At 71.1% G+C, this 24091-nt stretch carries 29 protein-coding genes and 1 tRNA gene; 16 read left to right on the forward strand and 14 right to left on the reverse strand.

All coding sequences use genetic code 11. The annotated features are described in order from the left end of the window. Positions 1-236: 236 nt before the first annotated feature. The 5 genes from VGN45_RS00005 to VGN45_RS00025 all read left to right on the forward strand — a co-directional run bounded on the left by VGN45_RS00005 (position 237) and on the right by VGN45_RS00025 (position 5029). Entirely contained in the window at positions 237-1463 is a 1227-nt protein-coding gene (locus tag VGN45_RS00005) for an argininosuccinate synthase (protein WP_327458153.1), read from the forward strand. 105 nt (positions 1464-1568) lie between these two features. Next, positions 1569-2009 (forward strand): hypothetical protein, encoded by a 441-nt coding sequence (locus VGN45_RS00010; RefSeq protein WP_327458154.1) that lies wholly within the window; start codon positions 1569-1571, stop codon positions 2007-2009. 32 nt (positions 2010-2041) lie between these two features. Then, entirely contained in the window at positions 2042-2647 is a 606-nt protein-coding gene (locus VGN45_RS00015) for a hypothetical protein (protein WP_327458155.1), read from the forward strand. A gap of 40 nt (positions 2648-2687) precedes the next feature. Next, complete coding sequence (locus VGN45_RS00020) at positions 2688-3908, forward strand: TIGR03862 family flavoprotein (RefSeq protein ID WP_327458156.1); 1221 nt, start codon at positions 2688-2690, stop codon at positions 3906-3908. Further along, positions 3905-5029 (forward strand): serine hydrolase domain-containing protein, encoded by a 1125-nt coding sequence (locus tag VGN45_RS00025; RefSeq protein WP_327458157.1) that lies wholly within the window; start codon positions 3905-3907, stop codon positions 5027-5029. Before VGN45_RS00020 ends, VGN45_RS00025 begins: the two co-directional genes overlap by 4 nt. Here the strand turns inward: VGN45_RS00025 and rarD are convergent. Together rarD and VGN45_RS00035 are read right to left on the reverse strand one after the other, a co-directional pair. Next, a complete protein-coding gene (gene rarD, locus VGN45_RS00030) occupies positions 5026-5982 on the reverse strand; it encodes an EamA family transporter RarD (RefSeq protein WP_327458158.1) in 957 nt (318 codons plus the stop codon). The genes VGN45_RS00025 and rarD overlap by 4 nt on opposite strands. A 1-nt stretch (position 5983) precedes the next feature. Continuing rightward, on the reverse strand, positions 5984-7030 hold the full coding sequence (locus tag VGN45_RS00035; protein ID WP_327458159.1) for an aspartate-semialdehyde dehydrogenase: 1047 nt from the start codon (positions 7028-7030) through the stop codon (positions 5984-5986). A 151-nt stretch (positions 7031-7181) separates the two neighbouring features. On the opposite strand from VGN45_RS00035, the gene zapE reads away from it, so the two are divergent. From zapE to VGN45_RS00050, 3 genes are all read left to right on the forward strand, one after another. After that, positions 7182-8309 carry a cell division protein ZapE gene (gene zapE / locus VGN45_RS00040; RefSeq protein ID WP_327458160.1) on the forward strand — a complete coding sequence of 376 codons (1128 nt, stop codon included), beginning with the start codon at positions 7182-7184 and terminating at the stop codon, positions 8307-8309. Continuing rightward, positions 8306-8827 carry a YbjN domain-containing protein gene (locus tag VGN45_RS00045; protein WP_327458161.1) on the forward strand — a complete coding sequence of 174 codons (522 nt, stop codon included), beginning with the start codon at positions 8306-8308 and terminating at the stop codon, positions 8825-8827. The genes zapE and VGN45_RS00045 overlap by 4 nt, the downstream gene beginning before the upstream one ends. Before the next feature lie 61 nt (positions 8828-8888). Further along, the gene (locus VGN45_RS00050; protein ID WP_327458162.1) at positions 8889-9272 is read left to right on the forward strand and encodes a VOC family protein; all 384 of its coding nucleotides are present in this window, start codon (positions 8889-8891) and stop codon (positions 9270-9272) included. An 18-nt stretch (positions 9273-9290) separates the two neighbouring features. Here the strand turns inward: VGN45_RS00050 and VGN45_RS00055 are convergent. The 3 genes from VGN45_RS00055 to hemC all read right to left on the reverse strand — a co-directional run bounded on the left by VGN45_RS00055 (position 9291) and on the right by hemC (position 10985). After that, positions 9291-9366 (reverse strand) — tRNA-Thr (locus VGN45_RS00055). A gap of 14 nt (positions 9367-9380) precedes the next feature. Next, entirely contained in the window at positions 9381-10046 is a 666-nt protein-coding gene (locus VGN45_RS00060; RefSeq protein WP_327458163.1) for a uroporphyrinogen-III synthase, read from the reverse strand. A 3-nt stretch (positions 10047-10049) separates the two neighbouring features. After that, positions 10050-10985 (reverse strand): hydroxymethylbilane synthase, encoded by a 936-nt coding sequence (hemC, locus tag VGN45_RS00065; RefSeq protein WP_327458164.1) that lies wholly within the window; start codon positions 10983-10985, stop codon positions 10050-10052. Positions 10986-11025: 40 nt separating this feature from the next. Between hemC and tsaD the strand changes: the two genes are divergently transcribed. The 3 genes from tsaD to VGN45_RS00080 are packed head-to-tail and all read left to right on the forward strand — an operon-like array spanning position 11026 to position 13528. Further along, a complete protein-coding gene (gene tsaD, locus VGN45_RS00070; protein WP_327458165.1) occupies positions 11026-12153 on the forward strand; it encodes a tRNA (adenosine(37)-N6)-threonylcarbamoyltransferase complex transferase subunit TsaD in 1128 nt (375 codons plus the stop codon). Then, positions 12150-13148 (forward strand): NAD(P)H-dependent glycerol-3-phosphate dehydrogenase, encoded by a 999-nt coding sequence (locus VGN45_RS00075; protein ID WP_327458166.1) that lies wholly within the window; start codon positions 12150-12152, stop codon positions 13146-13148. The genes tsaD and VGN45_RS00075 overlap by 4 nt, the downstream gene beginning before the upstream one ends. After that, positions 13145-13528, forward strand: coding sequence for a Rieske (2Fe-2S) protein (locus tag VGN45_RS00080; protein ID WP_327458167.1), 384 nt, complete (start codon positions 13145-13147; stop codon positions 13526-13528). Before VGN45_RS00075 ends, VGN45_RS00080 begins: the two co-directional genes overlap by 4 nt. On the opposite strand, the gene VGN45_RS00085 is transcribed toward VGN45_RS00080, so the two are convergent. Both VGN45_RS00085 and VGN45_RS00090 read right to left on the reverse strand, forming a co-directional pair. After that, complete coding sequence (locus VGN45_RS00085; RefSeq protein WP_327458168.1) at positions 13525-13977, reverse strand: hypothetical protein; 453 nt, start codon at positions 13975-13977, stop codon at positions 13525-13527. The genes VGN45_RS00080 and VGN45_RS00085 overlap by 4 nt on opposite strands. A 20-nt stretch (positions 13978-13997) precedes the next feature. Continuing rightward, positions 13998-14756 (reverse strand): creatininase family protein, encoded by a 759-nt coding sequence (locus VGN45_RS00090; RefSeq protein WP_327458169.1) that lies wholly within the window; start codon positions 14754-14756, stop codon positions 13998-14000. 96 nt (positions 14757-14852) lie between these two features. On the opposite strand from VGN45_RS00090, the gene nth reads away from it, so the two are divergent. Then, positions 14853-15578 (forward strand): endonuclease III, encoded by a 726-nt coding sequence (nth, locus tag VGN45_RS00095; RefSeq protein ID WP_327458170.1) that lies wholly within the window; start codon positions 14853-14855, stop codon positions 15576-15578. On the opposite strand, the gene VGN45_RS00100 is transcribed toward nth, so the two are convergent. The 5 genes from VGN45_RS00100 to VGN45_RS00120 are packed head-to-tail and all read right to left on the reverse strand — an operon-like array spanning position 15575 to position 19373. Beyond that, entirely contained in the window at positions 15575-16438 is an 864-nt protein-coding gene (locus tag VGN45_RS00100; protein ID WP_327458171.1) for a transporter, read from the reverse strand. The genes nth and VGN45_RS00100 overlap by 4 nt on opposite strands. Next, positions 16435-16842, reverse strand: coding sequence for an acyl-CoA thioesterase (locus VGN45_RS00105; protein ID WP_327458172.1), 408 nt, complete (start codon positions 16840-16842; stop codon positions 16435-16437). Before VGN45_RS00105 ends, VGN45_RS00100 begins: the two co-directional genes overlap by 4 nt. 37 nt (positions 16843-16879) lie before the next feature. After that, positions 16880-17164, reverse strand: a complete 285-nt coding sequence (locus tag VGN45_RS00110) for a hypothetical protein (protein WP_327458173.1) — start codon at positions 17162-17164, stop codon at positions 16880-16882. A gap of 53 nt (positions 17165-17217) precedes the next feature. Further along, complete coding sequence (locus VGN45_RS00115) at positions 17218-18654, reverse strand: HAMP domain-containing sensor histidine kinase (protein ID WP_327458174.1); 1437 nt, start codon at positions 18652-18654, stop codon at positions 17218-17220. After that, positions 18651-19373, reverse strand: coding sequence for a TVP38/TMEM64 family protein (locus tag VGN45_RS00120; protein ID WP_327458175.1), 723 nt, complete (start codon positions 19371-19373; stop codon positions 18651-18653). The genes VGN45_RS00115 and VGN45_RS00120 overlap by 4 nt, the downstream gene beginning before the upstream one ends. A gap of 135 nt (positions 19374-19508) precedes the next feature. Between VGN45_RS00120 and rpmH the strand changes: the two genes are divergently transcribed. From rpmH to yihA, 4 genes are read left to right on the forward strand one after another with little or no spacing between them, the layout of a single operon-like run. Next, positions 19509-19643: a 50S ribosomal protein L34 gene (gene rpmH / locus VGN45_RS00125; RefSeq protein WP_125255230.1), complete on the forward strand. Its 135-nt coding sequence runs from the start codon at positions 19509-19511 to the stop codon at positions 19641-19643. 34 nt (positions 19644-19677) lie between these two features. Then, entirely contained in the window at positions 19678-20088 is a 411-nt protein-coding gene (gene rnpA / locus VGN45_RS00130) for a ribonuclease P protein component (protein ID WP_327458176.1), read from the forward strand. 4 nt (positions 20089-20092) lie between these two features. Beyond that, complete coding sequence (gene yidC / locus VGN45_RS00135) at positions 20093-21955, forward strand: membrane protein insertase YidC (protein ID WP_327458177.1); 1863 nt, start codon at positions 20093-20095, stop codon at positions 21953-21955. Beyond that, entirely contained in the window at positions 21952-22605 is a 654-nt protein-coding gene (yihA, locus tag VGN45_RS00140; RefSeq protein ID WP_327458178.1) for a ribosome biogenesis GTP-binding protein YihA/YsxC, read from the forward strand. The genes yidC and yihA overlap by 4 nt, the downstream gene beginning before the upstream one ends. Here yihA and VGN45_RS00145 read toward each other — a convergent pair. After that, on the reverse strand, positions 22577-22960 hold the full coding sequence (locus tag VGN45_RS00145) for a hypothetical protein (protein ID WP_327458179.1): 384 nt from the start codon (positions 22958-22960) through the stop codon (positions 22577-22579). The genes yihA and VGN45_RS00145 overlap by 29 nt on opposite strands. Before the next feature lies 1 nt (position 22961). Further along, positions 22962-24086, reverse strand: coding sequence for a polysaccharide biosynthesis/export family protein (locus tag VGN45_RS00150; RefSeq protein WP_327458180.1), 1125 nt, complete (start codon positions 24084-24086; stop codon positions 22962-22964). Positions 24087-24091: the final 5 nt, after the last annotated feature.

The following is a 24091-nucleotide window of genomic DNA, read 5'->3' on the forward strand; positions in this document are numbered from 1 at the left end:
CCTCGGACAGCTCCTGATCAGACGAGCCGCGCGGAGCGTCGTCGCGAAGCCGAAACGGTAAACTCAATCCTCATCCGGGCTCCGCGCCCGGCGCTCCGCCCGCCCTTCCCACCTTCCGCCATTCGGCCGAGGGCGCTTCCGTTTGCCTGGTCCGCCGCATTCCCGCCCTTGCATGGCGAGGGCTTCGGCCCTTTAAGCGCGGCCACGCCTCCCCGCGTTCGATCAAGGATCCCTCCATGACCGCCAAGACCGCCCCGAAGAAAGTGGTGCTCGCCTATTCCGGCGGCCTGGACACCTCGATCATCCTGAAGTGGCTGCAGACCGAATACGGCGCCGAAGTCGTCACCTTCACCGCCGACCTGGGCCAGGGCGAGGAGCTGGCCCCCGCCCGCGAGAAGGCCCTGAAGATGGGCATCAAGCCCGAGAACATCTTCGTCGACGACCTGCGCGAGGAGTTCGTGCGGGACTTCGTCTTCCCCATGTTCCGCGCCAACGCCCTTTATGAAGGCCAGTATCTGCTGGGCACCTCCATCGCCCGGCCGCTGATCTCCAAGCGCCAGATCGAGATCGCGCGGATGGTCGGCGCCGACGCCGTCTGTCACGGCGCGACCGGCAAGGGCAACGACCAGGTCCGGTTCGAACTGGGCTACTATGCGCTGGAGCCCGACATCCGCGTGATCGCCCCGTGGCGCGAGTGGGAGTTCAAGTCGCGCGAGGCGCTGCTCGATTTCGCCGAGAAGCACCAGATCCCGATCGCCAAGGACAAGCGCGGCGAGGCGCCGTTCAGCGTCGACGCCAACCTTCTGCACTCCTCGTCCGAGGGCAAGGTGCTGGAGGATCCGGCGGTCGAGGCGCCGGAGTTCGTGCACCAGCGCACCATCAGCCCCGAAGACGCGCCGGACCGGGCGACCGTCATCACCATCGGCTTCGAGAAGGGCGACGCCGTCTCGATCGACGGCGAGGCCATGTCGCCGGCGACCCTGCTGACCGCCCTGAACCAGTACGGCCACGACAACGGGATCGGCCGCCTGGACCTCGTCGAGAACCGCTTCGTCGGCATGAAGTCGCGCGGCGTCTATGAGACGCCGGGCGGAACCATCCTGCTGGCGGCGCACCGGGGCATCGAGTCCATCACGCTCGACCGCGGCGCCATGCATCTGAAGGACGAGCTGGCGGTCAAGTACGCCCACCTCGTCTACAACGGCTTCTGGTTCTCGCCCGAGCGCGAGATGCTTCAGGCGGCGATCGACTGGTCGCAGACGAAGGTGAACGGCACGGTCCGGGTCAAGCTGTACAAGGGCGCCGTCGCCGTGATCGGCCGCGAGAGCCCGGACAGCCTCTACGATCAGGATCTGGTCACGTTCGAAGAGGGCGTCCAGGCCTACGACCACCACGACGCCGAGGGCTTCATCAAGCTGAACGCCTTGCGTCTGCGCGTTCTGGGCAAGCGCGAGCGGCGCTGAGGATCATGACGCGCTCGTAACTTTCTGTCGGCGATTTCACTTGAGGCGGGGCGGGGTGAGGCGCAGGTTTCAGTCATCGTTTCCTCCCCCTCACGGATCGCCCCCATGTCCCGCAAGTTCGCCCTCGCCGCCGCCGTCGCCGCCTCGATCGGCCTGGCCTTCGCCCTGCCGGCCGCCGCCGCGCCGATCGCCGCCGCCGTCCTGGCCCAGGATCCGATCACCGAGGCCGACATCGAGGCCAAGGCCGAGGCCTTCGGGGCCTCCATGGAGGCTCTCGGCGAGCAGGTCGGCGCCATCCGCGCCGACGCCTCGCTGTCCGACGCCGACAAGAGCGCGCGCATCGACGCCGCCATCGCGGCCAGGCAGCCGGAGATCGACGCCTTCGTCGGCCTGATCACCGCCTTCATCGATCAGGAGGTCGAGGCCGGCAACATCCCCGCCGACCAGGCCGACGGCATCAAGACGATGGTCGCCGCCCAGTTCGCCCAGATCCCCCAGGCCATGAAGACCGGCGACTTCTCCGGCATGGGCCAGATGGGCAACTGAGCCCGACCGAACGTCGCCAAGGAGCCGAGACCATGATCCGCGCCCTCTCCCTCGCCGCCGCCCTCGCCCTGCTGCCGCTCGCGGCGCAGGCCCAGGAGCAGTTCCCGGCCGATCCGGAGGCCGCGATCGAGGCCGCCGCCGCCGTCTTCGAGGTCCGCATGGAAGAGTTCGGCGCCCGCGCCGAGGCCATCGGCGAGGACGAAAGCCTGTCCGAGGACGAACGCGAGGCCCGCATCGGCGCCCTGTGGCTGGAATATCAGCCCGACGTCGACGCCTTCACCGGCATCGTGTCCGCCAACGCGGGCCTCATCGCCGAACAGGCCCTGGCCGACGTCGACGTCGACGCTCTCGTCGCCGAGGCCATGGCCGGTCTGGATGTGGACGCCTTGGTCGAGGAGGCGCTGACGAACGTCGATCCCGCCGCGTTCGCCGTGGCCGGCGGCTTCGCCTCCAACGGAGCCTGGGCGTCCAACGATCCGGAGCACATGGCCACCTATGGGCTCATGGCCGACTACGCCCTGAACCAGGTCGGCGACGTCGATCTGGCGGAATTGGAAGCCGACCTCGCCGAAATGGAGGCCGAGCTGGCCGAGATGGACGCCGAACTGGCCCGCATGTCGGCGGACGACGCCGACTGATCCGCTTGCGCCGGTCCGGCCGTCGTGCTGGACCGGCGTCATGCCTCCCCCTCACGTCCTGATCGTCGGCGCCGGCCCCGCCGCGCTCTTCGCGGCCGAGCGTCTGGCGGACGCGGGGCTGCGGGTGACGGTCGCGGACCGGATGCCGTCGCCCGCCCGCAAATTCCTGATGGCCGGACGCGGCGGGCTGAACCTGACCCACTCCGAACCGATCGACCGCTTCCGCACCCGCTATGCCGAGGCCGAACCGCACGTCACGGCCTGGCTGGACCGGCTGTCGCCGGCCGACCTGACCGCCTGGGCCGAGGGCTTGGGCCAGCCCACCTTCGTCGGCTCCAGCGGCCGCGTCTTCCCCAGGGCGATGAAGGCCTCGCCCCTGCTGCGCGCCTGGCTGGCGCGTCTTGCCGCGCTCGGCGTCACGCTGAACGCGCGCTGGACGTGGACGGGCTGGTCCGACGGCGCCGCGAGCTTCGAGACGCCCGACGGTCCCCGCACCGTGCCGGCGGACGCGGTCGTCCTGGCCATGGGCGGCGCCTCTTGGCCGCGCCTGGGTTCGGACGGCGGATGGCGCAACGTGCTGGAGGCGAACGGCGTCGAGGTCGCGCCCTTCCGCCCGGCCAACGCCGGCGTGAACGTGGCCTGGTCGGAGGTCTTCGCGGACCGCTTCGCCGGCCAACCGTTGAAGACCGTGACCCTGTCGCATGGCGACCTCACCGTGCGCGGCGAGGCGCTGGTCGCCCGCTATGGCCTTGAGGGCGGCGCGGTCTACGCCCTGTCCGCCGACCTGCGCCGAACGGTGGACCGCGAGGGCACGGCGACCCTGACCGTCGATCTGCGTCCGGACCTGTCGGTCGAGGCCCTGGCCGCGCGACTGGGGCGCGGGCGCGGCAAGGACAGCGTCTCGAACTGGCTGCGCAAGGCCGCGGGCCTGTCGCCGGTCGCCCTCGGCCTGGTGCGCGAAATCCCCGGCGACGTCCCGACGGGGCCCGACAAGCTGGCGCGCCGCGTCAAGGCCGTACGCCTGACCGTGACCGCAATGCAGGGGCTGGACCGCGCCATCTCCTCGGCCGGCGGCGTTCGGCTGGATCAGGTGGACGATCGGCTGATGCTGACCGCCCTGCCGGGCGTCTTCGTCGCCGGTGAAATGCTGGACTGGGAGGCGCCCACGGGCGGCTATCTGCTCCAGGCCTGCTTCGCCTCGGGCGCCGTCGCCGCCGACGGGGTTCTGGCCTGGCTGGGGCATGATATGGGGGCCGCATGATCGAGATCCACGGAACCTGTCCCGACGCCCTCGGCGCGGTCAAGGACGTCTTCGCCGCCAACTTCACCGACGCGCCGGAGGGCCTGAACGAGCTGGCCGCGCGCTTCAGCGTCTGCCTCGAAGGTGAGCTCGTGCTGGACCTCCGGGCGGGCCATGCGGACGTGGCGAAGACTAGGCCCTTCGCCGCCCAAACGCTTGCGCCCGTCTTCTCGACCGGCAAGGCGGTCATGGCGACGCTGATCGCCACCTGCGTCGAGCGGGGCCTGCTCGACTACGATCGGCCGGTGGCGGCGTATTGGCCGGAGTTCGGACAGGCCGGGAAGCAGGACGTCACCGCCGCCCAGCTGATGAGCCATCAGGCCGGTCTGCCGGGCTTCGCCGAACCGATCGACCCGGCGCTCTGGTTCGACCGCGACGCCGTCCTCACGATCCTTTGCGAACAGGCGCCCATGTGGGAACCGGGCACGTCCAGCGGCTATCATCCCAACACCGTGGGCGTCCTCGCCGACGAGCTGTTCCGTCGCGTCGACGGCCGGTCGATGGGCGCGGCGCTGCGGGCGGACTTCCCCGGGCTCGATCTGTGGATCGGTCTGCCGGAGAGCGAGCACGGTCGCGTCGCCCAGATGCGCAAGCCCTCGGCCCCGCCGTCGCTCGGAACGCTCGACGCGATCAAGAAGGCCGCCTTCTATGATCGCGGCGCCGCGCCCGGCCCGCGCGAGACGGCGCAGTGGCGCATGGCCGAGATCCCCTCGTCCAACATGCACGGCACGGCGGAAGGGCTGGCGCGCTTCATGGGCGTGATGACCGACGGGCGGTTCGAGGGTCGGCAGGTTCTGTCGCCCGCCACGCTGGACGCCGCCCGTCGAGAGCGCATCCATGGTCAGGATCGCGTCCTGCCTTTCGTGATGAGTTGGGCCGCGGGCTTCACGCGGAACGAACCCCTGAACGTCTTCGGGCCCGGGCAGGCGACCGTGGGCCACTATGGCTGGGGCGGATCGTGTGCCTTCGCCGACCCGGAGCGCCGCCTGTCCGCCGCCTACGTCATGACGCGCCAATCGCCGCACCTGATCGGCGACCCCCGCGCCGTGCGCTTGATCGAAGCGTTGTACGGGGCGCTTTAGGGCCGGGCCCGGTCCACGGCGGGATCGTCGGTCAGGCCCGGCTCAGGCGCGACGGCGGCTTCCGGCGCCTCTCCCCGCTTCCGGGTCAGGGCGCCGACGGCGAAGACCACGGCTCCGGCCCAGATGAAGACGAAGCTGACCAGGCGCAGCGGGCCCAGCGGCTCGCCCTGCATCGCGCCGATGACGAAGACGATCGACGGCGCCAGGAACTGCAGGAAGCCCATGCTGGAATAGGGCATGCGCCGCGCGGCCCAGGCGAACAGGGCCATGGGAATCACCGTCGCCGGGCCCGCCGCCAGCAGCCACAGGGTCGCCGCCGGGCCGTCGGTGAAATGCCCCAGCCCCTGGCTTTCGATCCAGATCACCCAGGCCAGTCCGGGCAGGGCGAGGAACAGGCATTCCATCAGCAGTCCGGGCCCCGCGTCCACGCTGACGCGCTTCCGGATGATCCCGTAGGCGCAGAAGGTCAGCGCCAGCAGCAGCGACACCCACGGCAGCCGCCCCAGGGCCGCCGTCTGAAGCGCGACGCCGACGCCGGCCAGCCCGATGGCGATCAGGCCCGCCCGGCTCAGCCGTTCGCGGAACAGCCAGGCGCCGGCGGCCATGTTGAGCAGGGGGTTGAGATAGTAGCCCAGGCTGGCGTCCAGCGTCCGCCCGCCGTTCACGGCCATGACGTAGGTCGTCCAGTTCACCGCGATCAGCAGGGTCGAGACCATGAGCCAGCCCAGCGTGCGCCGGTCGCGCAGGACGGCGCGGATCTGATCCCCCTGCCGCAGCGCCAGAACCAGAACGGCCGCCAGAAGGACCGACCACACCATGCGGTGGGCCATGATCTCCCAGGCGTCGGCCCCGACGCCGGCCATGGCCTGGAACACCAGCGGGATGAAGCCCCAGATGGCGTAGCAGCCGACGCCGGCGATCAGGGCCGCGCGGGTTTCCGAAGGGCGGGCCACCTCAGACCGTGATCGAACGATAGCCGCTCTTGGGCGTGATCACCCCCTGCTCGTCCAGCAGCTGGGCGATCTGCACGGCGTTCAGGGCCGCCCCCTTGCGCAGATTGTCCGACACGACCCAGAGCGACAGGCCGTTCTCGACCGAAGGGTCCTTGCGGATGCGGCTGACGTAGACGGCGAACTCGCCGGCCGCGTCCACCGGGGTGACGAAGCCGTCGGTCTCCTGCTTGTCCACGACCAGCACGCCCGGCGCGTCGCGCAGGATCGCGCGGGCCTCGTCCGGCGCGATCGGGCGGTCGAACTCCAGCGTCACGGCTTCGGAGTGGCCGACGAAGACCGGCACCCGCACGCAGGTGACGGTCAGGCGGATCGCCGGGTCCATGATCTTGTGGACCTCGGTCCACATCTTGGCTTCCTCGTCGGTGTAGCCGTCGTCGCGGAACGACCCGATGAAGGGGATGACGTTGAAGGCGATCTGGCGCGGAAAGACCTTCGGCGTGGCGTCGCCCAGACCGTAGATGGCCTTGGTCTGGGTCCACAGTTCGTCCATCCCCTCCTTCCCGGCGCCCGACACGGACTGGTAGGTCGACACCACCGCGCGGGTGATCTTCGCCGCGTCGTGCAGCGGCTTCAGCGCCACGACCAGCTGGGCGGTGGAGCAGTTGGGGTTGGCGACGATGTTCTTGGTCTTCGCCAGCTTCGCCGCGTCGGGGTTCACCTCCGGCACGATCAGGGGCACGTCCGGGTCGGCGCGGAAGGCCGAGGAGTTGTCGATGACGATCGGGCCCATCTTGCCGATCTTCTCGGACCAGGCGCGGCTGACGTCGCCGCCCGCGCTCATCAGCACCAGATCGACCTTCGAGAAGTCGAACTGTTCGATGTCCTCGCATTTGACGGTCTTCTCGCCGAACGCGACTTCCATGCCCTTGGACTTCCTCGACGCCACGGCGTGCATCTCGGCGACCGGGAAGTTCAGCTCGTCCAGGATGGTCAGCATCTCGCGGCCCACGGCCCCGGTGGCGCCCACGACGGCGACGGAATAGCTCATCTTTGTTTGTGTCCTTCGGACGCCCTACCGCTCGCGCCGCGGGCGCTCGCTGCTTGAGGGCGGGTGTTCGGCGAGTGTTCCGGCAGATAGTCCTTCGTGCGGGGGAAGCAATCGCTTTTCCTGGTCGCCGCGCGCCGCTAAGCCCGAGTTGATGGGATCACGCATTCGCGCCGCTTATGAGAAACGCCTGCGGGAGGGTCGGCTGACCGCCGATCCCGGACAGGCGGCGGCGATCGACGCCCTGTCGCGGCTGGAAAGGGATCTGAGGCGGCGCGGCCTGTTCGGCGGTCGGCCCGACGTGCGCGGCGTCTATCTGCACGGGCCGCCGGGACGCGGAAAATCCATGCTGATGGACCTGTTCCACGCCTGTGCGCCGGAACCGAAGCTGCGCCGTCACTTCCACGTCTTCATGGTCGAGGTGCACGGCCTGATCCGGGAATGGCGCGAGGGCGACCGCCAGGCGCGCCAGGCGCGCTTCGGTCAGTGGAAGGGCGACGATCCGCTGGCTCCCATCGCCGCGCTGATCTCGGAACGCGCCCGCCTGCTGTGCTTCGACGAGTTGGAAGTGACCGACATCGCCGACGCCCTGATCCTGGGGCGTCTGTTCGAAGCCCTTTTCGACCGCGGGACGGTCTTGGCCGTCACCTCGAACCGCGCTCCGGATCGGCTGTATCTGAACGGCGTCAATCGCGAGCTCTTCCTGCCTTTCGTCGAGCTGATCCGCGACCGGTGCGAGACGGTGGTCGTGTCGGGCGAACGCGACTGGCGCGTCGACCGGATGGCGCGGTCCCGGACCTGGTTCCTGCCCGATCAGCGGCCGGCGTTCGAGGCGCTGTGGACCGAGCTGAAGGGAGAGGCGGAGGAGGCCCCCACCTGCCTGACCGTTCTGGGCCGCGAGGTGCGGATCGCGCGCACCGTCGGCGGCGTGGCCCGCGCGACCTTCGACGACCTTTGCGGCCGGGCCCTGGGGCCCCAGGACTGGCTGGCGATCGCGGGCAGATTCCACACCCTGTTCCTCGACGGCGTTCCGGCGCTCGACGAGACGCGAAACACGGAGGCGCGCAGGCTGGTGACGTTGATCGACGCCCTCTACGAGGCCGGCGCCCGACTCGTCGTCCGCGCCGACGCCGCGCCGGAAAGCCTGTACGTCGGAGCGACCGGGGCCTTCGAGTTCGCGCGGACCGTTTCCCGTCTCAACGAAATGACCTCTCCCGCCTGGCTTTCCCGCGCGGCCGCGGCGCGTCAGGATGCCGACCCCTTCTCCGGAGTTCCCGCATGATCCGCCCGCTGCTTCTCGCCGCCTCGGCCGCCCTGACCCTCGCCGTCGCCCTGCCCGGCGCCGCGCGCGCCCAGGACGCCGCCGTCGCCCCCGCCTTCGTCGGCCTGACGCCGGAGTCCGTACGCGACTGGCTTTCGACCGCCGGGGCCCAGGTCGGTGAAGTGACGCGCGACGGCGAGGACGTCTTCTTCCGCGTCGACGACGCCGGCCTGGTCTGGTTCGTCTTCTTCTACGGCTGCGAGGCCGACGGGCGCTGCGGCGACGTGCAGTTCAACGCCGTGTTCGAGGGCCAGGGCGTGACCGTCGAAGAGGTCAACGCCTGGAACCGGGAGCAGCGATTCCTCAAGGCCTTCCTGACCCAGGCCGAGGGCCAGCCCGTGGTCTTCATGCAGTTCGACGTGCTTCTCACCAGCGGTCTGCCGGTCGAGCAGATGGCCGATCCCACGATCGTCTGGCTGGAAGGCCTCACCCGCGCCTCGACCTTCCTCGACGGCGTCGGGACGGCGCCGGCGTCCTGATTTTCCACTTGAGTTCCTGATTTGTTCATGATCCTCTGTGACCATTCGGGGAGGAACGCGAATGATCGGGTACGTCACGCTGGGAACCAACGACCTGGAGCGCGGGGCCAGGTTTTACGACGCGCTCGCCGAGGAGTTGGGGACGGGCCGGATGATGGAGTGGCCGGGCGCGATCGCCTGGGGAACGCCCGGCGGGTCCGCCGGCATCGGCCTGACCCGCCCCTTCGACGGGAACGCGGCCTGTGTCGGCAACGGCGTCATGGTGGCGCTTGAGGCGAAGGACCGGGCCCAGGTGGACCGGCTTCACGCGCTCGCGCTGGAAAACGGGGGCCGTTGCGAAGGCCCGCCCGGACCTCGCGGCGAAGGCTTCTACGCCGCCTACTTCCGCGACCCGGACGGCAACAAGCTGAACGCCTTCCTGATGGAGGGCGGCGCGGCCGCCTGACTCCGGTCATGAAGGAAGTGGTGCCGCTTGCGTGACTCGAACACGCGACCCCCTCATTACGAATGAGGTGCTCTACCGGCTGAGCTAAAGCGGCCCGGAGGCGGCGCTTTACACGGCGGGCGGGGCCTTGCCAAGCGGGGCCAGGAGACGGGCCTCGTCGGGGTGGTCCGCGACGTGGATCGTCGCGAAGGGAAGCGCCGCCAAGGGCTGGGCGGCGGCGCGCGAGACGGCGAGGGCCAGCCGCCCCCGCGCGGCGTCGGCAGGCAGGGTTTCGGCGATCAGACGCGCGGCGCGCGGCGACTGGATCAGGACGGCGTCGAACGCCGGCCGGGGCGGCGGGGTTGTGGGCCGCGCCTCGTAGACGGGCAGGGATCGCACGGGAACGCGCCCGCTCAGGACGGCTTCCAGATCGAAGGCGACGTCGGCGGCCCGGGGCCACAGGACGTGCTCGGGATTTTCCCGCGCGATCAGATCGGCCAGCGCCGTCCCGTCCCCCGAAGCGGACTCGACGTCGCAGAAGCCCGCCTCACGTGCGGCCCGGGCCGTGGCGTCGCCGACCGTGAAGACGCGGGCGGACCGATCCGGCGTCAGCCGGGCCCACGCGGCGACCGCATTGGCGCTGGTGAATGCGAGAACGTCGATCAGCGGCGGCGACGGGATCGGCAGGTCGTGCACCTCCAGCATCGGGGCGACGATCGGCTCGTGACCCAGATCGGCGACGGCGCGGGCGGTGCGCTCTGCGCCCGGTCGGGCCCGGGTGACCCAGACCCGCACGGCTCAGGCCGTCAGGTCGGGGCCGACCTCGGCGCGGACTTGACCGCCCAGATCCAGACCCAGGGCGCGGGCGGCGTCCGCGTCGGTCGCCTCGGCCGATCCGAGCCGGCGCACGCGCCGCATGCCGTCGGGCGACAGCCATTCGACGGTCAGGGTCAGCCGGTCGCCCTCGAACGTGCCGTGGGCGGCCACGGCGGTGCGGCAGGACCCCTCCAGCACCAGCATGGCGCCGCGCTCGGCCTCGACCGCCAGCCGGGTCGGCGCGTGGTCCTGGGCGCGCAGCCAGGGGACGTCGGCCATGTCGAGGCGGCTCTGCAGGGCCAGCGCCCCCTGGCCGGGGGCGGGCGGGAAGTCGTCGAGCGACAGGCGCTCGTGAATGGCCTCGGCCAGTCCCAGCCGCGACAGGCCGGCCGAGGCCAGCAGGATGGCGTCGAAGTCGCCCTCGGCCAGGCGCCGCATGCGGGTGTCGACGTTGCCGCGCAGCATCTCGATCTTCAGGTCGGGGCGAAGCGCCAGCGACTGGGCCTGACGCCGCAGCGAGGCGGTGCCCAGCCGGGCGCCCTCAGGCAGGTCGATCAGCCGCCGCGCCTCGCGCCCCAGAAAGGCGTCGCGCGCGTCCTCCCGCTCGGGCACCGCGGCCAGCGTCAGCCCTCCGGGCATGTCGGCCGGGACGTCCTTCATGGAGTGGACCGCCATGTCCAGCCGGCCGTCCAGCAGCTGCTCCTCCAGCTCGCGCGTGAACAGGGCCTTGCCGCCGATCTCCATCAGGCGGCGGTCCTGGATGCGGTCGCCCTCGGTGACGATGGGGACCAGGACGGCGAACCGCTCTTCCTCGCCCGGCGCGGCGCCCAGGGTGCGGGCGATCGCGTCGCGGACCATGCCGGACTGGGCGAGCGCCAGACGGCTCTGCCGCGTGCCGATGCGGACGGGTCGATCCATGAACGTTGCGCGCCTCCCCCGAGGGCTCTACCTGAACCCCATGCCCATCCCGGACTATAGCAGGGGGTCGGACCCGGCAACCGCGCCCCTGAGGGTGCTGGGGCTGGAAACGAGCTGCGACGAGACCGCCGCCGCCGTGGTGCGGCTGGCCCCCGACGGGCGCGCCGAGGTGCTGTCCAGCGTGGTCCACAGCCAGATCGACGATCATGCGGCCTATGGCGGCGTCGTGCCCGAGATCGCGGCGCGCAGCCATGTGGAGGCGATCGACGGCGTGGCGCGGCGGGCGCTGGCGGAGGCGGACGTCGCCTGGGCCGCGATCGACGGCGTGGCGGCGACGGCGGGGCCCGGCCTGATCGGCGGGGTCATGGTGGGCCTCAGCTGGGCCAAGGGGGCGGCGCTGGCGCGGGGCCTGCCGCTGGTGGCGGTGAACCATCTGGAGGGCCATGCGGTGTCGGCGCGGCTGACCGAGCCGGTCGCCTATCCCTTTCTGCTGCTGCTGGTCTCGGGCGGGCATTGCCAGCTGCTGGACGTGCGCGGCGTGGGCGAGGTGCGGCGCCTGGGCGCCACCATCGACGACGCGGCGGGCGAGGCCTTCGACAAGATCGCAAAGTCCATGGGACTGGGATACCCGGGCGGACCGGCGCTGGAGCGCGCGGCGGCGACGGGCGACGCGACGCGGTACGAGCTGCCGCGGGCGCTGCTGGGCCGTAAGGACTGCGACTTCTCCTTCTCGGGGCTGAAGACCGCGGCGGCGCGCATCGCCCAGACCCTGACCACGGATCAGGAGCGCGCCGATCTGGCCGCTGCGGTGCAGGCCGCCATCGTGCGCCAGCTGGTGGAGCGGTCGGGCCGCGCCATGGACGGCTGGGCCGAGGACGCGGGCGGAGCGGAGCGGGTCTTCGTCGTCGCCGGCGGCGTGGCGGCGAACAAGGCCGTGCGCGCCGGGCTGGAGCAGGCGACGGCCAAGCGCGGCTTCCGCTTTCTGGCGCCGCCGCTGGCCTATTGCACCGACAATGCGGCGATGATCGCCCTGGCGGGGGCGGAGCGGCTGGCGCTGGGTCTGACGTCGGGGCTGGATGCGCCCGCCCGGCCGCGCTGGCCGCTGGACGAGGCGGCGGCCCTGGCCGATCCGATGCACGTCGCCGGTCGAAAAGGGGCCAAGGCATGAAGTTCGAAACGGCGGGCGTCATCGGCGCGGGCGCCTGGGGCACGGCTCTGGCCCAGGTCTGCGCGCGCGGCGGCATGGCCGTCACCCTGCAGGCGCGCGAGCCCGAAGTGGTCGAGAGCGTGACGGCGCGCCGCGAGAACGAGGCCTTCCTGCCGGGCGTGAAGCTGGAACCGGGAGTCGGCGCCACCGGCGACATGGCGGATCTGGCCGAGTGCGACCTGATCCTGGCGGTGCCGCCGGCCCAGCACATGCGCGCGACGCTGGAGGCGTTTCGTCCGCACCGGCGCCCCGGCGTGCCGGTGGTCCTGTGCTCCAAGGGGGTCGAGCGCGGCTCCCTGGCCCTGATGACCGACGTGGCGGCGCAGGTTCTGCCCGACGCGCCGATCGCCGTCCTGTCCGGCCCCAGTTTCGCGGCCGAGGTGGCGCGGGGTCTGCCCACGGCGGTGACCCTGGCCTGCGCCGACACGGCGCTGGGCGAGGATCTGATGCAGGCGCTCAGCGCGCCGCACTTCCGGCCCTATCTGGCCGACGACCTGGTCGGCGCGGAGGTCGGCGGGGCGGTCAAGAACGTGCTGGCCATCGCCTGCGGCGTGTCCGAGGGCATGAGCCTGGGCAAGTCGGCGCATGCCGCCCTGATCACCCGCGGCTTCGTGGAGATGACCCGGCTGGGCGTGGCTTTGGGCGGGCAGGCGGAGACGGTGGCGGGGCTGTGCGGCTTGGGCGATCTGGTCTTGACCTGTTCCAGCCCGCAGTCGCGCAACATGAGCCTGGGCCTGGCGCTTGGGCAGGGTCAGACCCTGCATCACGCGCTGGCGGGCAAACGCAGCGTGGCCGAGGGCATGGAGAGCGCGCCGGCCGTGCGGGCACTTTCCGACGCGCTGGGCGTCGACATGCCGATCTGCGCCGCCGTCGATCGCCTGCTGAAGGCCGAGATCACGGCGCTTCAGGCCATCGACGACCTGCTGTCGCGCCCGCTCAAGGCCGAAAACGCGTGAGCGAAGAGGCGCCGGAGACCTCGGCACGGCCGCGCGTCTGGAAGACGCCGCCGAACGTGCCCCTGTGCGCCGAGACCGACCTGCCAGATCCGGGGGCGCGCTCGCTGGTGCTGCAGATCGGCGAGGCCTTCTTCCACGGCTTCGTGGTGCGCAAGGATGGCCAGGTGGCCGGGTACGTCGACCGCTGTCCGCACGCGGGGCATCCGCTGGCGCTGGATCTGGACCGTTATCTGACCCCGGACGGCGACCTGATCCTGTGCGGCTGGCACGGGGCGACGTTCGAGCCACTGACGGGGCTGTGCGTCGGCGGGCCGTGCGCGGGGGGGCGACTGACCCCGTGGCCGGTTCAGGTGATCGGCGGGGTGGTCAGGACGGCCTAACGCTTCAACCGCTTCGCATTGGCGACGGCGGCGCGGCGGACGGGCTCCAGCGCGGCGGCCTGGGCTTCCAGCATGGCGGCCGTGAGGGCCGTGGCCGCGTCGGCCGCGCGCAGCCAGCCGCCCATCAGCCAGGCGGCCTGAACCGCCGCGGCGCCCGACGGGTCCGCGGCCGAGCGTGACCAGGCGTCCAGGGCCAGACGCGCTTCGTCCGCGGCGTTCCGTGCGGCCCGGTCGCCGGCGGCGGTCAGGATGCGGCCGGCCTCCGCCGCGCCCTCGCCCACCGCCTGCAGCTTCTCCATGCCCATGAGCGCCGTCTCGTCGAGGTTCAGCCGGCCGGAGCGGGCCAGCTCCAGCCGCGCGGCGACGACCTCATGCGCGGCCTGCGCGGTTTCCCGCGCCCCCTGGATGAGGCGGAGTCCGGAGCGTTCGGCACGACGGGAGGGGCTCATGGCGCAGAGGTGCGCTCGTTTCAGACTCCCGGCAAGGCCTCGGCCGAAAACTCGGCCACGTCCTTCAGCAGGGCGGGCACGGCGGCGTCGATGATGGTGCGGCCGTGCTCGGGAGACGCCAGCGTCGGGTCGGAGCCGATGCGGCCGTCGGGGAAACGGGCGCGGTAGTCGAGCGCGTCGCGGATCGGGCCGACGGGCGCGATCCTGGGCGTCATCTCCGGTGCGGTCTTGATGCGGTCGGGCCATGCGGCCTGGGTCACGGCGATCTCGGAGGGCGTGGCGTGCATGCCGTGGCCGGTCGGGAACAAGCGGTTGCAAAGGGGGGTGACGCCCGGCAGATCCCACCAGTTGCGGAGCTTCAGGGCGAAGCCGGGATGATCCTCGGCGAAGCTCCATTCGGCGTAGATTTCAGCGAAGGTCGCCTCGATGGTGGCGACGTTGCCGCCGTGGCCGTTCAGGAAATAGATCCGCTCGAACCCGTGGCGGTTCAGCGAGTGCACCCAGTCGGTGATGGCGGCCATGAAGGTGGAGGGGCGCAGCGAGATGGTGCCCGCGAAGGCCAGGTGGTGCTGGGCCATGCCGATGTTGAAGGTCGGCGCGACGATCAGGCTTTCGTCCGAGGCTTCGGCCGCATGGACGATGATCTCCGGGCACATCCAGTCGGTGCCGAGCAGGCCTGTCGGACCGTGCTGCTCGTTGGAGCCGATGGGGACGACGACGGTCTTGGTGGCTTTCAGCCGCGCGTCGATCTCGGGCCAGGAAGAGAAGTGAATCAGCATGGGGGACTCCAGGGGAACTGCGGCGTGCTTAGACCTGGCGGACGCCGGTTCCAACCGTCGCCTTGACCGGACGCCGCGAGGCGGCGACGAGGGGGCATGGCCAGGCCAGCCCCGAAGTCCGCGCCGAAACGCGCCGCGAAGACGCCGAAGTCTGCCCCGCGCCGGCTGGGCTGGCCGCCGGACGAGGACCGGGTCGAGGCGATCTTCACACGGCTGTCGGCCGTGATGCCCGAACCGAAGACCGAGCTGGACTTCACCGATCCCTACACCCTTACGGTCGCCGTCGCCTTGTCGGCCCAGGCGACCGACGTCAGCGTCAACAAGGCGACCGCGAAACTGTTCGCCACCGCCGACACGCCGGAGAAGATGCTGGCGCTGGGGGAAGAAGGGCTGATCCCCTTCATCGCCTCGATCGGCCTGTACCGGAACAAGGCGAAGAACGTCATCGCCCTGAGCCGGATCGTGCTGGAACAGCACGGCGGGCAGGTGCCGTTGAACCGCCAAGACCTTCAGGCCCTTCCGGGCGTGGGGCGCAAGACGGCCAGCGTGGTCCTGAACGAGCTGGGGATCGAGCCCGCCATCGCCGTGGACACCCACGTGTTCCGCGTCTCGCACCGGCTGGGACTGGCGAACGCCGCGACGCCGGACAAGGTGGAGGCGCAACTGCACAAGGTGGTGCCCGACGCCTGGCTGCCCAAGGCGCACCACTGGCTGATCCTGCACGGCCGCTACACCTGCCTGGCGCGCCGGCCGAAGTGCGAGGCGTGCGTGATCTCGGACCTGTGCCCGAGCCGGGGGGAATTCGTGGATATGCCGGCCTAGAGCCGCCTCGCCACCGCCAGCGCGAAGGCCGCCCCGCCGTCCGGCGCCTGGGCCAGATAGAGGTCGGGCTCGATCAGTTCAGCCTCCATCAGCAGCCAGCCGCCGTCGGGGGCGCGGGCCATGTCGATGCGGGCGTAGAGGAGGTCCTCGTCGATGCCGGCCAGCACGGTCCCGGCAAGGGCTAGGGCCTCAGGCGGGGGCTCCACCGACCGATAGCGGCCGCCGAACTGGACCTGGATGCGGAACTCGCCCGGGACGGGGGTCTTGCGAACCGCGTGGCTGAAGCGGCGGTCGAAGAACAGCAGGCTGGTCTCGCCTTCGGTCTCGATGGACGGGAGATAAGGCTGGATCAGCGCGGGGCCGTCGGGGGCGTCGAAAAGGGGCTGGCCGCGCGACAGGCGCAGGGTCTTCCACGCGCCGCCGGAGACGCGGGGCTTCACCACCAGCCGGTCCGTGTCGAAGCGGTCGAAGGCGGTGTCGACGTCGGCCTGGGTCGGGGCGTCGACCCAGACCGTCAGAGGGATCGGCACGCCGCGCCCGGCCAGCCGGCCAAGGTAGGACTTGTCGGAGTTCCAGCTGAGCACGTCGGGCGGATTGAGCATGCGCACGCCGTCACGGGCCCAGGCGGCGCAGGCGGCGGTCCAGAGGGCGTGGTCGCGGTGATAGCCCCAGGCCACCAGCGGCAGGACCAGCGGAGCCTCGGCCAGCGCCTTGCCGCTCAAGACATGGTCGGTCCAGGCCTCAGACCGGGACTGCACGCCCGCGCCGGCCAACGCGGCCTGATGCCGGGTGAGAACGTCGGGCCACTGGCCGGCGTAGGAGGGATCGCCGGGATCGGGGGTCAGGATGACGACGGTCACGCGGCGGCCTCCGGCAGCACCCGTGGCCGCCGGTCGGCGTCGATGGCGACGTAGGTGAAGACGCCCTCGGTCACGCGCATGGACTGGGCGTGGGCCTGATTGCGCGAGCGCTTCCACGCCTCGACATGGACGCGGATCGAGGTGCGGCCGGTGGAGACGACGCGGGCGTGGATCGACACCTCGTCGCCGACGGCCACGGGCTGGTGGAACACCATGGCGTCGACGGCCACGGTGACGCAGCGGCCCTGGGCGCGCTCGAAGGCGGGCGTGGCGCCGGCCAGATCCATGTGCGCCAGCAGCCAGCCGCCGAAGATGTCGCCTTCGGGGTTGGTGTCGGCCGGCATGGCGATGACCCGGCCGACGGGCGGGCCGGAGGGCTGATCGGAAAGGTCGGGGGAGGACATGGCGGGCCTCTTACGACCCGCCATGCCCTCCGATCAATCACGAGCCGGTCGCGGGAGTGCAGGCCGACTGGTCGCCGGCGACGCAGGCTTCGTAGCGCGCCATGGCGGCGCGATGGGCGGCCATGTCGGCTTCATACTTCGCCTGGGCGGCCTGATATTCGGCCTGGGCGCGAGCCTCGGCGGCGGTCTGGGCGTCGAGCCGCGCCTTGACCTCGGCGTTCAGCTCATGGGTGCGCTTGTCGCCGTTGGGGTCGGTGGGGTCCTGAGCCAGAGCGGGGGCGGCGAAGGCGGCGAGGGCCGCGGCGACGATCACGAAACGCATGGAACATCCTCCATCTGAGCGCCGGCGGACGCGCCGGCCGATGGAGCGGAAACTCACGACGGCAAGGCCAGTTCAAAAACGGTGCCGTTCGGCCCGGTCTCGACGAGGCGCAGGTCGCCGCCGTGGCCGACCGCCAACTCGCGCGCGATCGACAGGCCCAGCCCCGTTCCCTCGGGCCCCGCGCCGGAGACGAAGGGCTGGAACAGCCGCGTCCGTATGCGCTCCGGAATGCCCGGCCCGTCGTCCGCGATGCGGATCACGGCCAGGCCGTCGCGATGCTCGGCGGAGACCCGGATGCGGCCGGGGCCGCGACCGGTCGCCTTGCGTGCGGCGTCGCCCTCGATGGCCTGACGCGCGTTGCGGAACAGGTTGACCAGGATGCGGTTCAGCTGGTCCGGATCGGCCTCCACGGTGAAGCGGGCAGGCAAGGACTTGCTCAGTCGCACCCCGTCGCCCAGCCCCGCGTCCTCGGCGGCCGTGGTCAGAGCGGGGGCAAGCGCCAGCCGCTGCGGCTGGGCCGCCGGTTCCTCGGATTTGCCGTAGTCCAGCACGTTGCGGGTCAGGGCGGCGGCGCGGCCCAGCGCCCGCTCCAGTCGCGGCACGGCCTTGGCCACCGCCGGGTCGCTGGAGGCGGACAGCCGCTCGGACGCGATCTGGGCCGAGGTCAGCATGTTGCGCAGGTCATGATTGATCTTGGCCACCGCCTCGCCCAGGGCCGCCAGCCGGGCGCGGCTGCGCAACGATTGACGGACCTCCTCCTGCATCCGGGCCAGCTCGCGCTCGACGCGGCCGATCTCGTCGTCGCGGGTCGACGGCGAGGCGGGCTTACCCTCCGGGTCGGCGGCGAAGCTTTCGATCGACTGGGTCACCCGCGCCAGCGGCCGCAGGACCAGAAACGCCAGGCCGGCGTACAGCAGACCCCCCGCCAGCGCGGACAGCAGCAACGACAGCAAGAGGCTGTTGGCCAGATAGGCCGCCAGTTCGCGCTTCAGCGGCTCGGCCGGCGCCAGGATCTCGATGTAGTCGCCCGAGCGGTAGCGGGGCCGCGCCTGCACCCGCAGCGACCGGTCCGGGTGGCCGAACAGGGTGCGCCAGGGGTCCGCCAGCCGTGCGGCCGTGCCCCGACGGCGCAGGTCGATCAGCTCCGGCGCGCGCGGCAGGTTGGGGGCCTGCAGCAGCAGGCGCCGCACGCCCTGCTCGCCCACGACCACGGCCTGCACCCCGCCGATGGCCAGCAGTTCCTCGGCGGTCTCGTCCTCGACCATGGAATACGGCAGGGCCTCGACCCCGACCGAGGCCAGCTCGGCCGCCTGCAGCCGGTCCAGCAGCCAGCGCTCGTGGAAGGAGGCGGCGCCCGGCGCCACGATCAGCACCTCCACCGCCAGGGTGAAGGCCACGGTCAGCAGCAGCAGCCGGCCCGCCAGCCCCTTCGTGGACGGCGGGCGCAGCCGCACGCCGCGGAGCCGCCGGAGGACGTCCGCGGGGCTCACGTCGACGGCTCCCCGCGCCTGCGCTGCACCAGCTTCAGGATCAGGGGCAACAGGATCGACAGGAAGGCCACCCCGAGCAACGGCCACATGAACTCGCCGAACAGGGCGGCCAGATCGGGATCGGGGTTCTCCGCCAGCACCTCGTTCAGCCCGGACCCGATCCAGCAATAAATGGTGTGGGCCGGCAGCAGGCCGAGGAAGGTCGCCAGGGCGTACGGCCGGATCGGCGCGGCGACCAGGCCGGCGGCGACGTTGATCAGGTGGAAGGGCACGCTGACGATCAGGCGCGCCACCAGAACGTACCAGAAGGCGTCGCGGTCGACCCCGTCGCAGATCTTCCTCATCAGGCCCGCGTCCGCCTCGCGCGCCTTGCGGCGGAAGCCCTCGCCGAGCGCCGTGCGGCCGACCGCATAGACTCCCAGCGCGCCCAGCGTCGCGGCGAAGGCGGTGGCGACGCCGCCGACCCACGGTCCGAACAGATAGCCGGCGGTCACGGTGATGAAGACCACGCCCGGCACCACGCTGGCCGTCAGGGCGGCGAAGATCAGGATCAGCAGCAACAGCGACAGGGCGTAGTTCTCGGCCACGAAGGCCCTCAGAAAGGCGCCGTGGTCGCGCACCACATCCAGCGACAGATAGCGGTTCCAGCCCATGGCGAAGACCAGCGCCAGGGCGGCCAGCAGGATCAGCAGGGGCAGAAACCGTCGAACCCGGGCCATTCCGCTGCGCGATCTCCTGGAACCGATCGGGGCCGCGGCGTTGACAGGCGCGCCCCGATGGCCCTATACGCCCGCCTCCCGCGGCGGACGCTCGTTACGAATGTTCCGCCCGCCCACTTGTTTCTGGAGCCGACCGTGAAGCGGACCTATCAGCCGTCCCGACTCGTGCGCAAGCGCCGTCACGGCTTCCGCGCGCGCATGGCCACCAAGAATGGCCAGAAGATCGTCGCGCGCCGTCGCGCCAAGGGCCGCAAGCGCCTGACGGCCTGAGCGGCCTGACCCCTCTCCCGCAGGGGGAGGACCGATGGACGAACCCCTGACAATCCGACGCCTGACGCGGCGGCCCCAGTTTCTGGCGGCCGCCAAGGGCCGTTCGGAGGCGCGCGGCGCCGTGGTCGTCCAGCGGCTGGACCGGGCCGACGGCGATCCGGCGGTGGGCGTCGGCTTCACCGCGACGCGCAAGATCGGCGGGGCGGTCGTCCGCAACCGCGCCAAACGGCGGCTCAGGGAGGCGGCGCGCACGCTTCTGCCCCTGTTGGCGACGCCCGGCAGCGACTATGTGCTGGTGGCCCGCATGGGCACGGCCGACAGGGACTGGACCCGTTTGCTTGACGACGTGAGTTCCGCCCTTACAAGGCTGGCGACCCCGCGGCCGACCCCGGCCCCGGACCGCGCGCCCGCCGCGCCGCCCTCATCGCCCGACCAGGACGCCTGACCTCATGAGAGACGAAAACGGCCGCAACACGATCATCTTCGTGGTCGTCACGGCGATCTTCCTGATCGGCTACCAGTTCTTCGTCCTCGGCCCGCAGGCCGAGCGGCGCAAGGCGGCGCTCCAAGCGCGGCAGGAGGCCTCGGCCTCGGTCTCGCCGGACGGCGCGCCCGTCGCGGCCGGCGAACCCGGCGCCCCGGCCACCGCCGCCCCGCGCCCCGTGGTCGTCGACCGCGCCCAGGCCTTGGCCACCGACGCCGTCACCGGCCAGCAGTCGCAGCGCGTGATCGTCCAGACGCCGACGCTGAAGGGCTCGATCTCGCTGATCGGCGGCCGCGTCGACGACCTGTATCTGACCCAGTACCGCGAGACGATCGCGGCGGACTCCCAGCCCGTCGAACTGTTCCGTCCGCAGGGCATGAACAACGCCTATCAGGCCTTGTTCGGCTGGACAGGGGCCAACGTCGCCGGCGGCGTGCCGGGTCCGACGACCCCGTGGCGTCTGACCGAAGGCTCGACCCTGACGCCGACCACACCGGTCACTCTGACGTGGGACAACGGCGCGGGCCTGCGCTTCACGCGCCGCATCTCGGTGGACGACCGCTACGTCTTCACCGTGCGCGACACCGTCGCCAACTTCTCCACCGCCCCGATCACCCTGCGCCCCTGGGGCCGGGTCGAACGACTGGGCGTGCCGGCCGATCTGGGCAAGCAGCAGATCCTGCACGAGGGCGCCATCGGCACCTTCAGCGACGACGGCAGCGGCTACACGACCACGCAGCTGAAGTACGGCGCCTGGGTGAAGAAGCCGGTGGAGGAGCAGGAGTCGGTTGGCGGCTGGCTGGGCATCACCGACAAATACTGGCTGGCGGCAGTCATACCCAATCAGGATCAGCGCGTGGAAGCCGCGTTCCGGGTCCGCGACGGTGATGAGTACGGCGAGCCCTACGACACCTATTCCGCCACAGCGCGGGGCCTCGACCGAACCATCAACCCCGGTATGCAAACGACGTATGAGCAGCGCCTGTTCGCTGGGGCCAAGGTCAACGACGTGCTGTCGGCCTATGAGAAGGAGCTGGGGCTGCCCCGCTTCGTCTATGCGATCGACTGGGGCTTCCTGTTCTTCCTAACCCGGCCGGTGCTGATCACGCTGGACTTCTTCTACGGCCTTTTGGGCAACGTCGGCCTGGCGATCCTGGCGCTGACGGTGGTGGTCAAGCTGCTGCTCTTCCCGCTGGCCAACAAGGCCTATGAGAGCCTGTCCAAGATGCGGAACCTCCAGCCCAAGATGGAGGAGATCAAGGCCAAGCACGGCAAGGACCCGCAGAAGCAGCAGCAGGAGCTGATGGCCCTGTACCAGCGCGAGAAGATCAATCCGCTGGCCGGCTGCATTCCGATCCTGATCCAGATCCCGGTCTTCTACGCCCTGTACAAGGTGCTGTTCGTGACCATCGAGGTGCGGCACGCGCCCTTCTTCGGCTGGATCCGGGATCTGTCGGCGCGCGATCCGTCCAACATCTGGAACCTGTTCGGCCTGATCCCGTGGGATCCGGCGTCGGCGCCGGTGATCGGCGGGCTGCTGGTCGGCGCGTTGGGACTGGGCGTTCTGGCCATCGTCTACGGCTTCACCATGTGGCTGCAGCAGGCGATGAACCCGCCGCCGCCGGACCCGGTGCAGAAGCAGATCTTCGCCTTCCTGCCGTTCGTCTTCACCTTCATCATGGCCCCGTTCGCGGCCGGCCTGCTGGTCTACTGGATCTGGAACAACATCCTGTCGATCCTGCAGCAGTACGTCATCATGCACCGCTTCAAGGCGCCGAACCCGATCGACGGCTTCATCGACAAGCACATCCGGAAGAAGGCGGCGTGACGCCTGAAGAGCAGGCCGAACACGAGGCGGAGATCGAGGCCGCGCGCGTCCTGTTCGCCCGGCCCGCCACCTTCGTCCTGGGCTGCGCCAAGATCGAGCAGCTGCCGGAGCCGGACCTGCCGGAGATCGCCTTCGCCGGGCGGTCCAACGTGGGCAAGTCCAGCCTGATCAACGCCCTGGTCGGCATGCACAAGCTGGCCCGCGCCTCGACCGAGCCCGGCCGCACGCGCGAGGTCAACTTCTTCGACCTGGACGGCAAGATGCGGTTGGTCGACCTGCCCGGCTACGGCTGGGCCAAGGCGTCCAAGGGCGAGGTCAAGCGGTTCCAGAATCTGGGCCGCGACTATCTGCGCGGGCGGGTGACGCTGAAGCGGGTCTATCTGCTGATCGACGCGCGCCATGGCCTGAAGACGGTCGACGACGAGGCGCTGGACGCGTTGGACCTGTCGGCGGTCAGCTATCAGATCGTCCTGACCAAGGCCGACAAGATCAAGCCGCATGAAGGCCAGAAGGTCGCCGAGGCGACGCTGAAGGCGGTGTCGAAGCGACCCGCCGCCTATCCCGAGGTCCTGCTGACCTCGTCGGAAAAGGGTACGGGCATCCCCGAACTGCGAGCCGCCGTCATGCGCGCGACGGGGACGACGCCCTAGTCAGATCGAGGGCGTCCAAAAGGTCGTCGGGCGTCAGCGGATGGCCGGAGATCAGCCGATCCCGCAGGCGCGCGACCGTCTTCAGCCGTTCCGAGGCGCGGCGCGGGCCGGGCCGGCCGTCCAGGACGCCCAGGTCGGCCAGGGCGGCGTGACGCCAACCTCGCTCCGGCGGACGCGCCAGCACCTCGGCCCAGCGGTCCTCGGGGGTCAGGTCCGCGCCCAGCCAGGTCCAGGACTTCGCGCGCGGTCCCTTGCGATAGTGGCCGGGGCGGGTGGGCAGGCCGTGCTTGACATAGGTCGACAGCGCCGCCGCCTCGATCGCGGTCAGCCGGTCCAGCGTGGCCGACAGGCTCATCTCAGTCCAGGTCGAGGGCGCTGGTGACCGAGACGTCGTAGACGACCCGCGTCACGCTCTGCACCAGTTCGAAGAAGCCGCGCAGTTCGGCCGACCCCGAGCGGGGCACGTAGATCAGGTCGTCGGGCCGCACCACGAAGTCTTGCGCGACGAACAGCCCGTCGGGCCGCGACAGGTCGAGGCGATAGATCACCGGCACGCCGCGCGCGGAGACGGGCTGGGACAGGGTCATGGCGCGCGCGATCTCCGGCCGTTCGAAGCGGAACACCAGCACCTGCCGCGCGTCGGCGCGGTCGGGCGCCAGCCCGCCGGTGCGGGCCAGGGCGGCGGCGAGGGTCAGTTCGCCCGGGCCCATGTCCTGTTGCGTCACCTGACCCAGGGCGCCGAAGGCGGAGTAGCGGCGCGGGCGGTGGATCAGCGCCAGCTGGTCGCCGGGCGCCAGGCGGGCGTTGGCGTCGAACTGCGACAGGACGGCGGTCAGGGGCGCGGCCCATTCGCGGCCGTCGCGGCGCAGCCGGACCTCGACCTCCTCGGCGGGACGCGAGGCGCCGCCGGCCTGGGCGATCACGTCCAGCACGCGGCTGGCGCCGGTGCGCAGGACCGCGCGGCCGGGGGTGCGGACCTCGCCCAACACGGTGACGCCGTTCGACGGCCGCTCCGTCACCGACACGGTCACCTGGGGCGAGCCGACCCGGCCCTGAAGCGCGCGGCGCACGGCTTCCGCGGCCTGTGACGACGTCAGCCCGGCCACAGCCACGCGCCCGCCGAACGGCACGCCGATCCGGCCTTCGCGGTCGACCGTGGCGGACAGGGTTTCCGAACCGCCGGAGACGCGGCCATCGGATCCGCGCGCTCCGAACAGGGCGCCGGAGGGCTCATAGATCGACACGCTCAGCACGTCGTCGACGCCGATCAGGTCCAGCGGTCCGGCGAAGTCCGCGCCGCTCAGGCCCGCCTCGGCCGGCGTCTCCGCCAGCCGCACCGCCTGCGACGCCGCATAGTCCAGCTCGACCATGGCATAGGTCGCCGCCGGGTTCAGCGCGCGCGAGGACGGCCCGTCCGCCGGCAGGCTGGAACAGGCCGAGAGGGCCAGAGCGGCGCAAAAGGCGAGCAGGCGGCGCGTCATGCCGT

Source organism: Brevundimonas sp. (assembly GCF_035999125.1).
Classification (GTDB): Bacteria; Pseudomonadota; Alphaproteobacteria; order Caulobacterales; family Caulobacteraceae; genus Brevundimonas.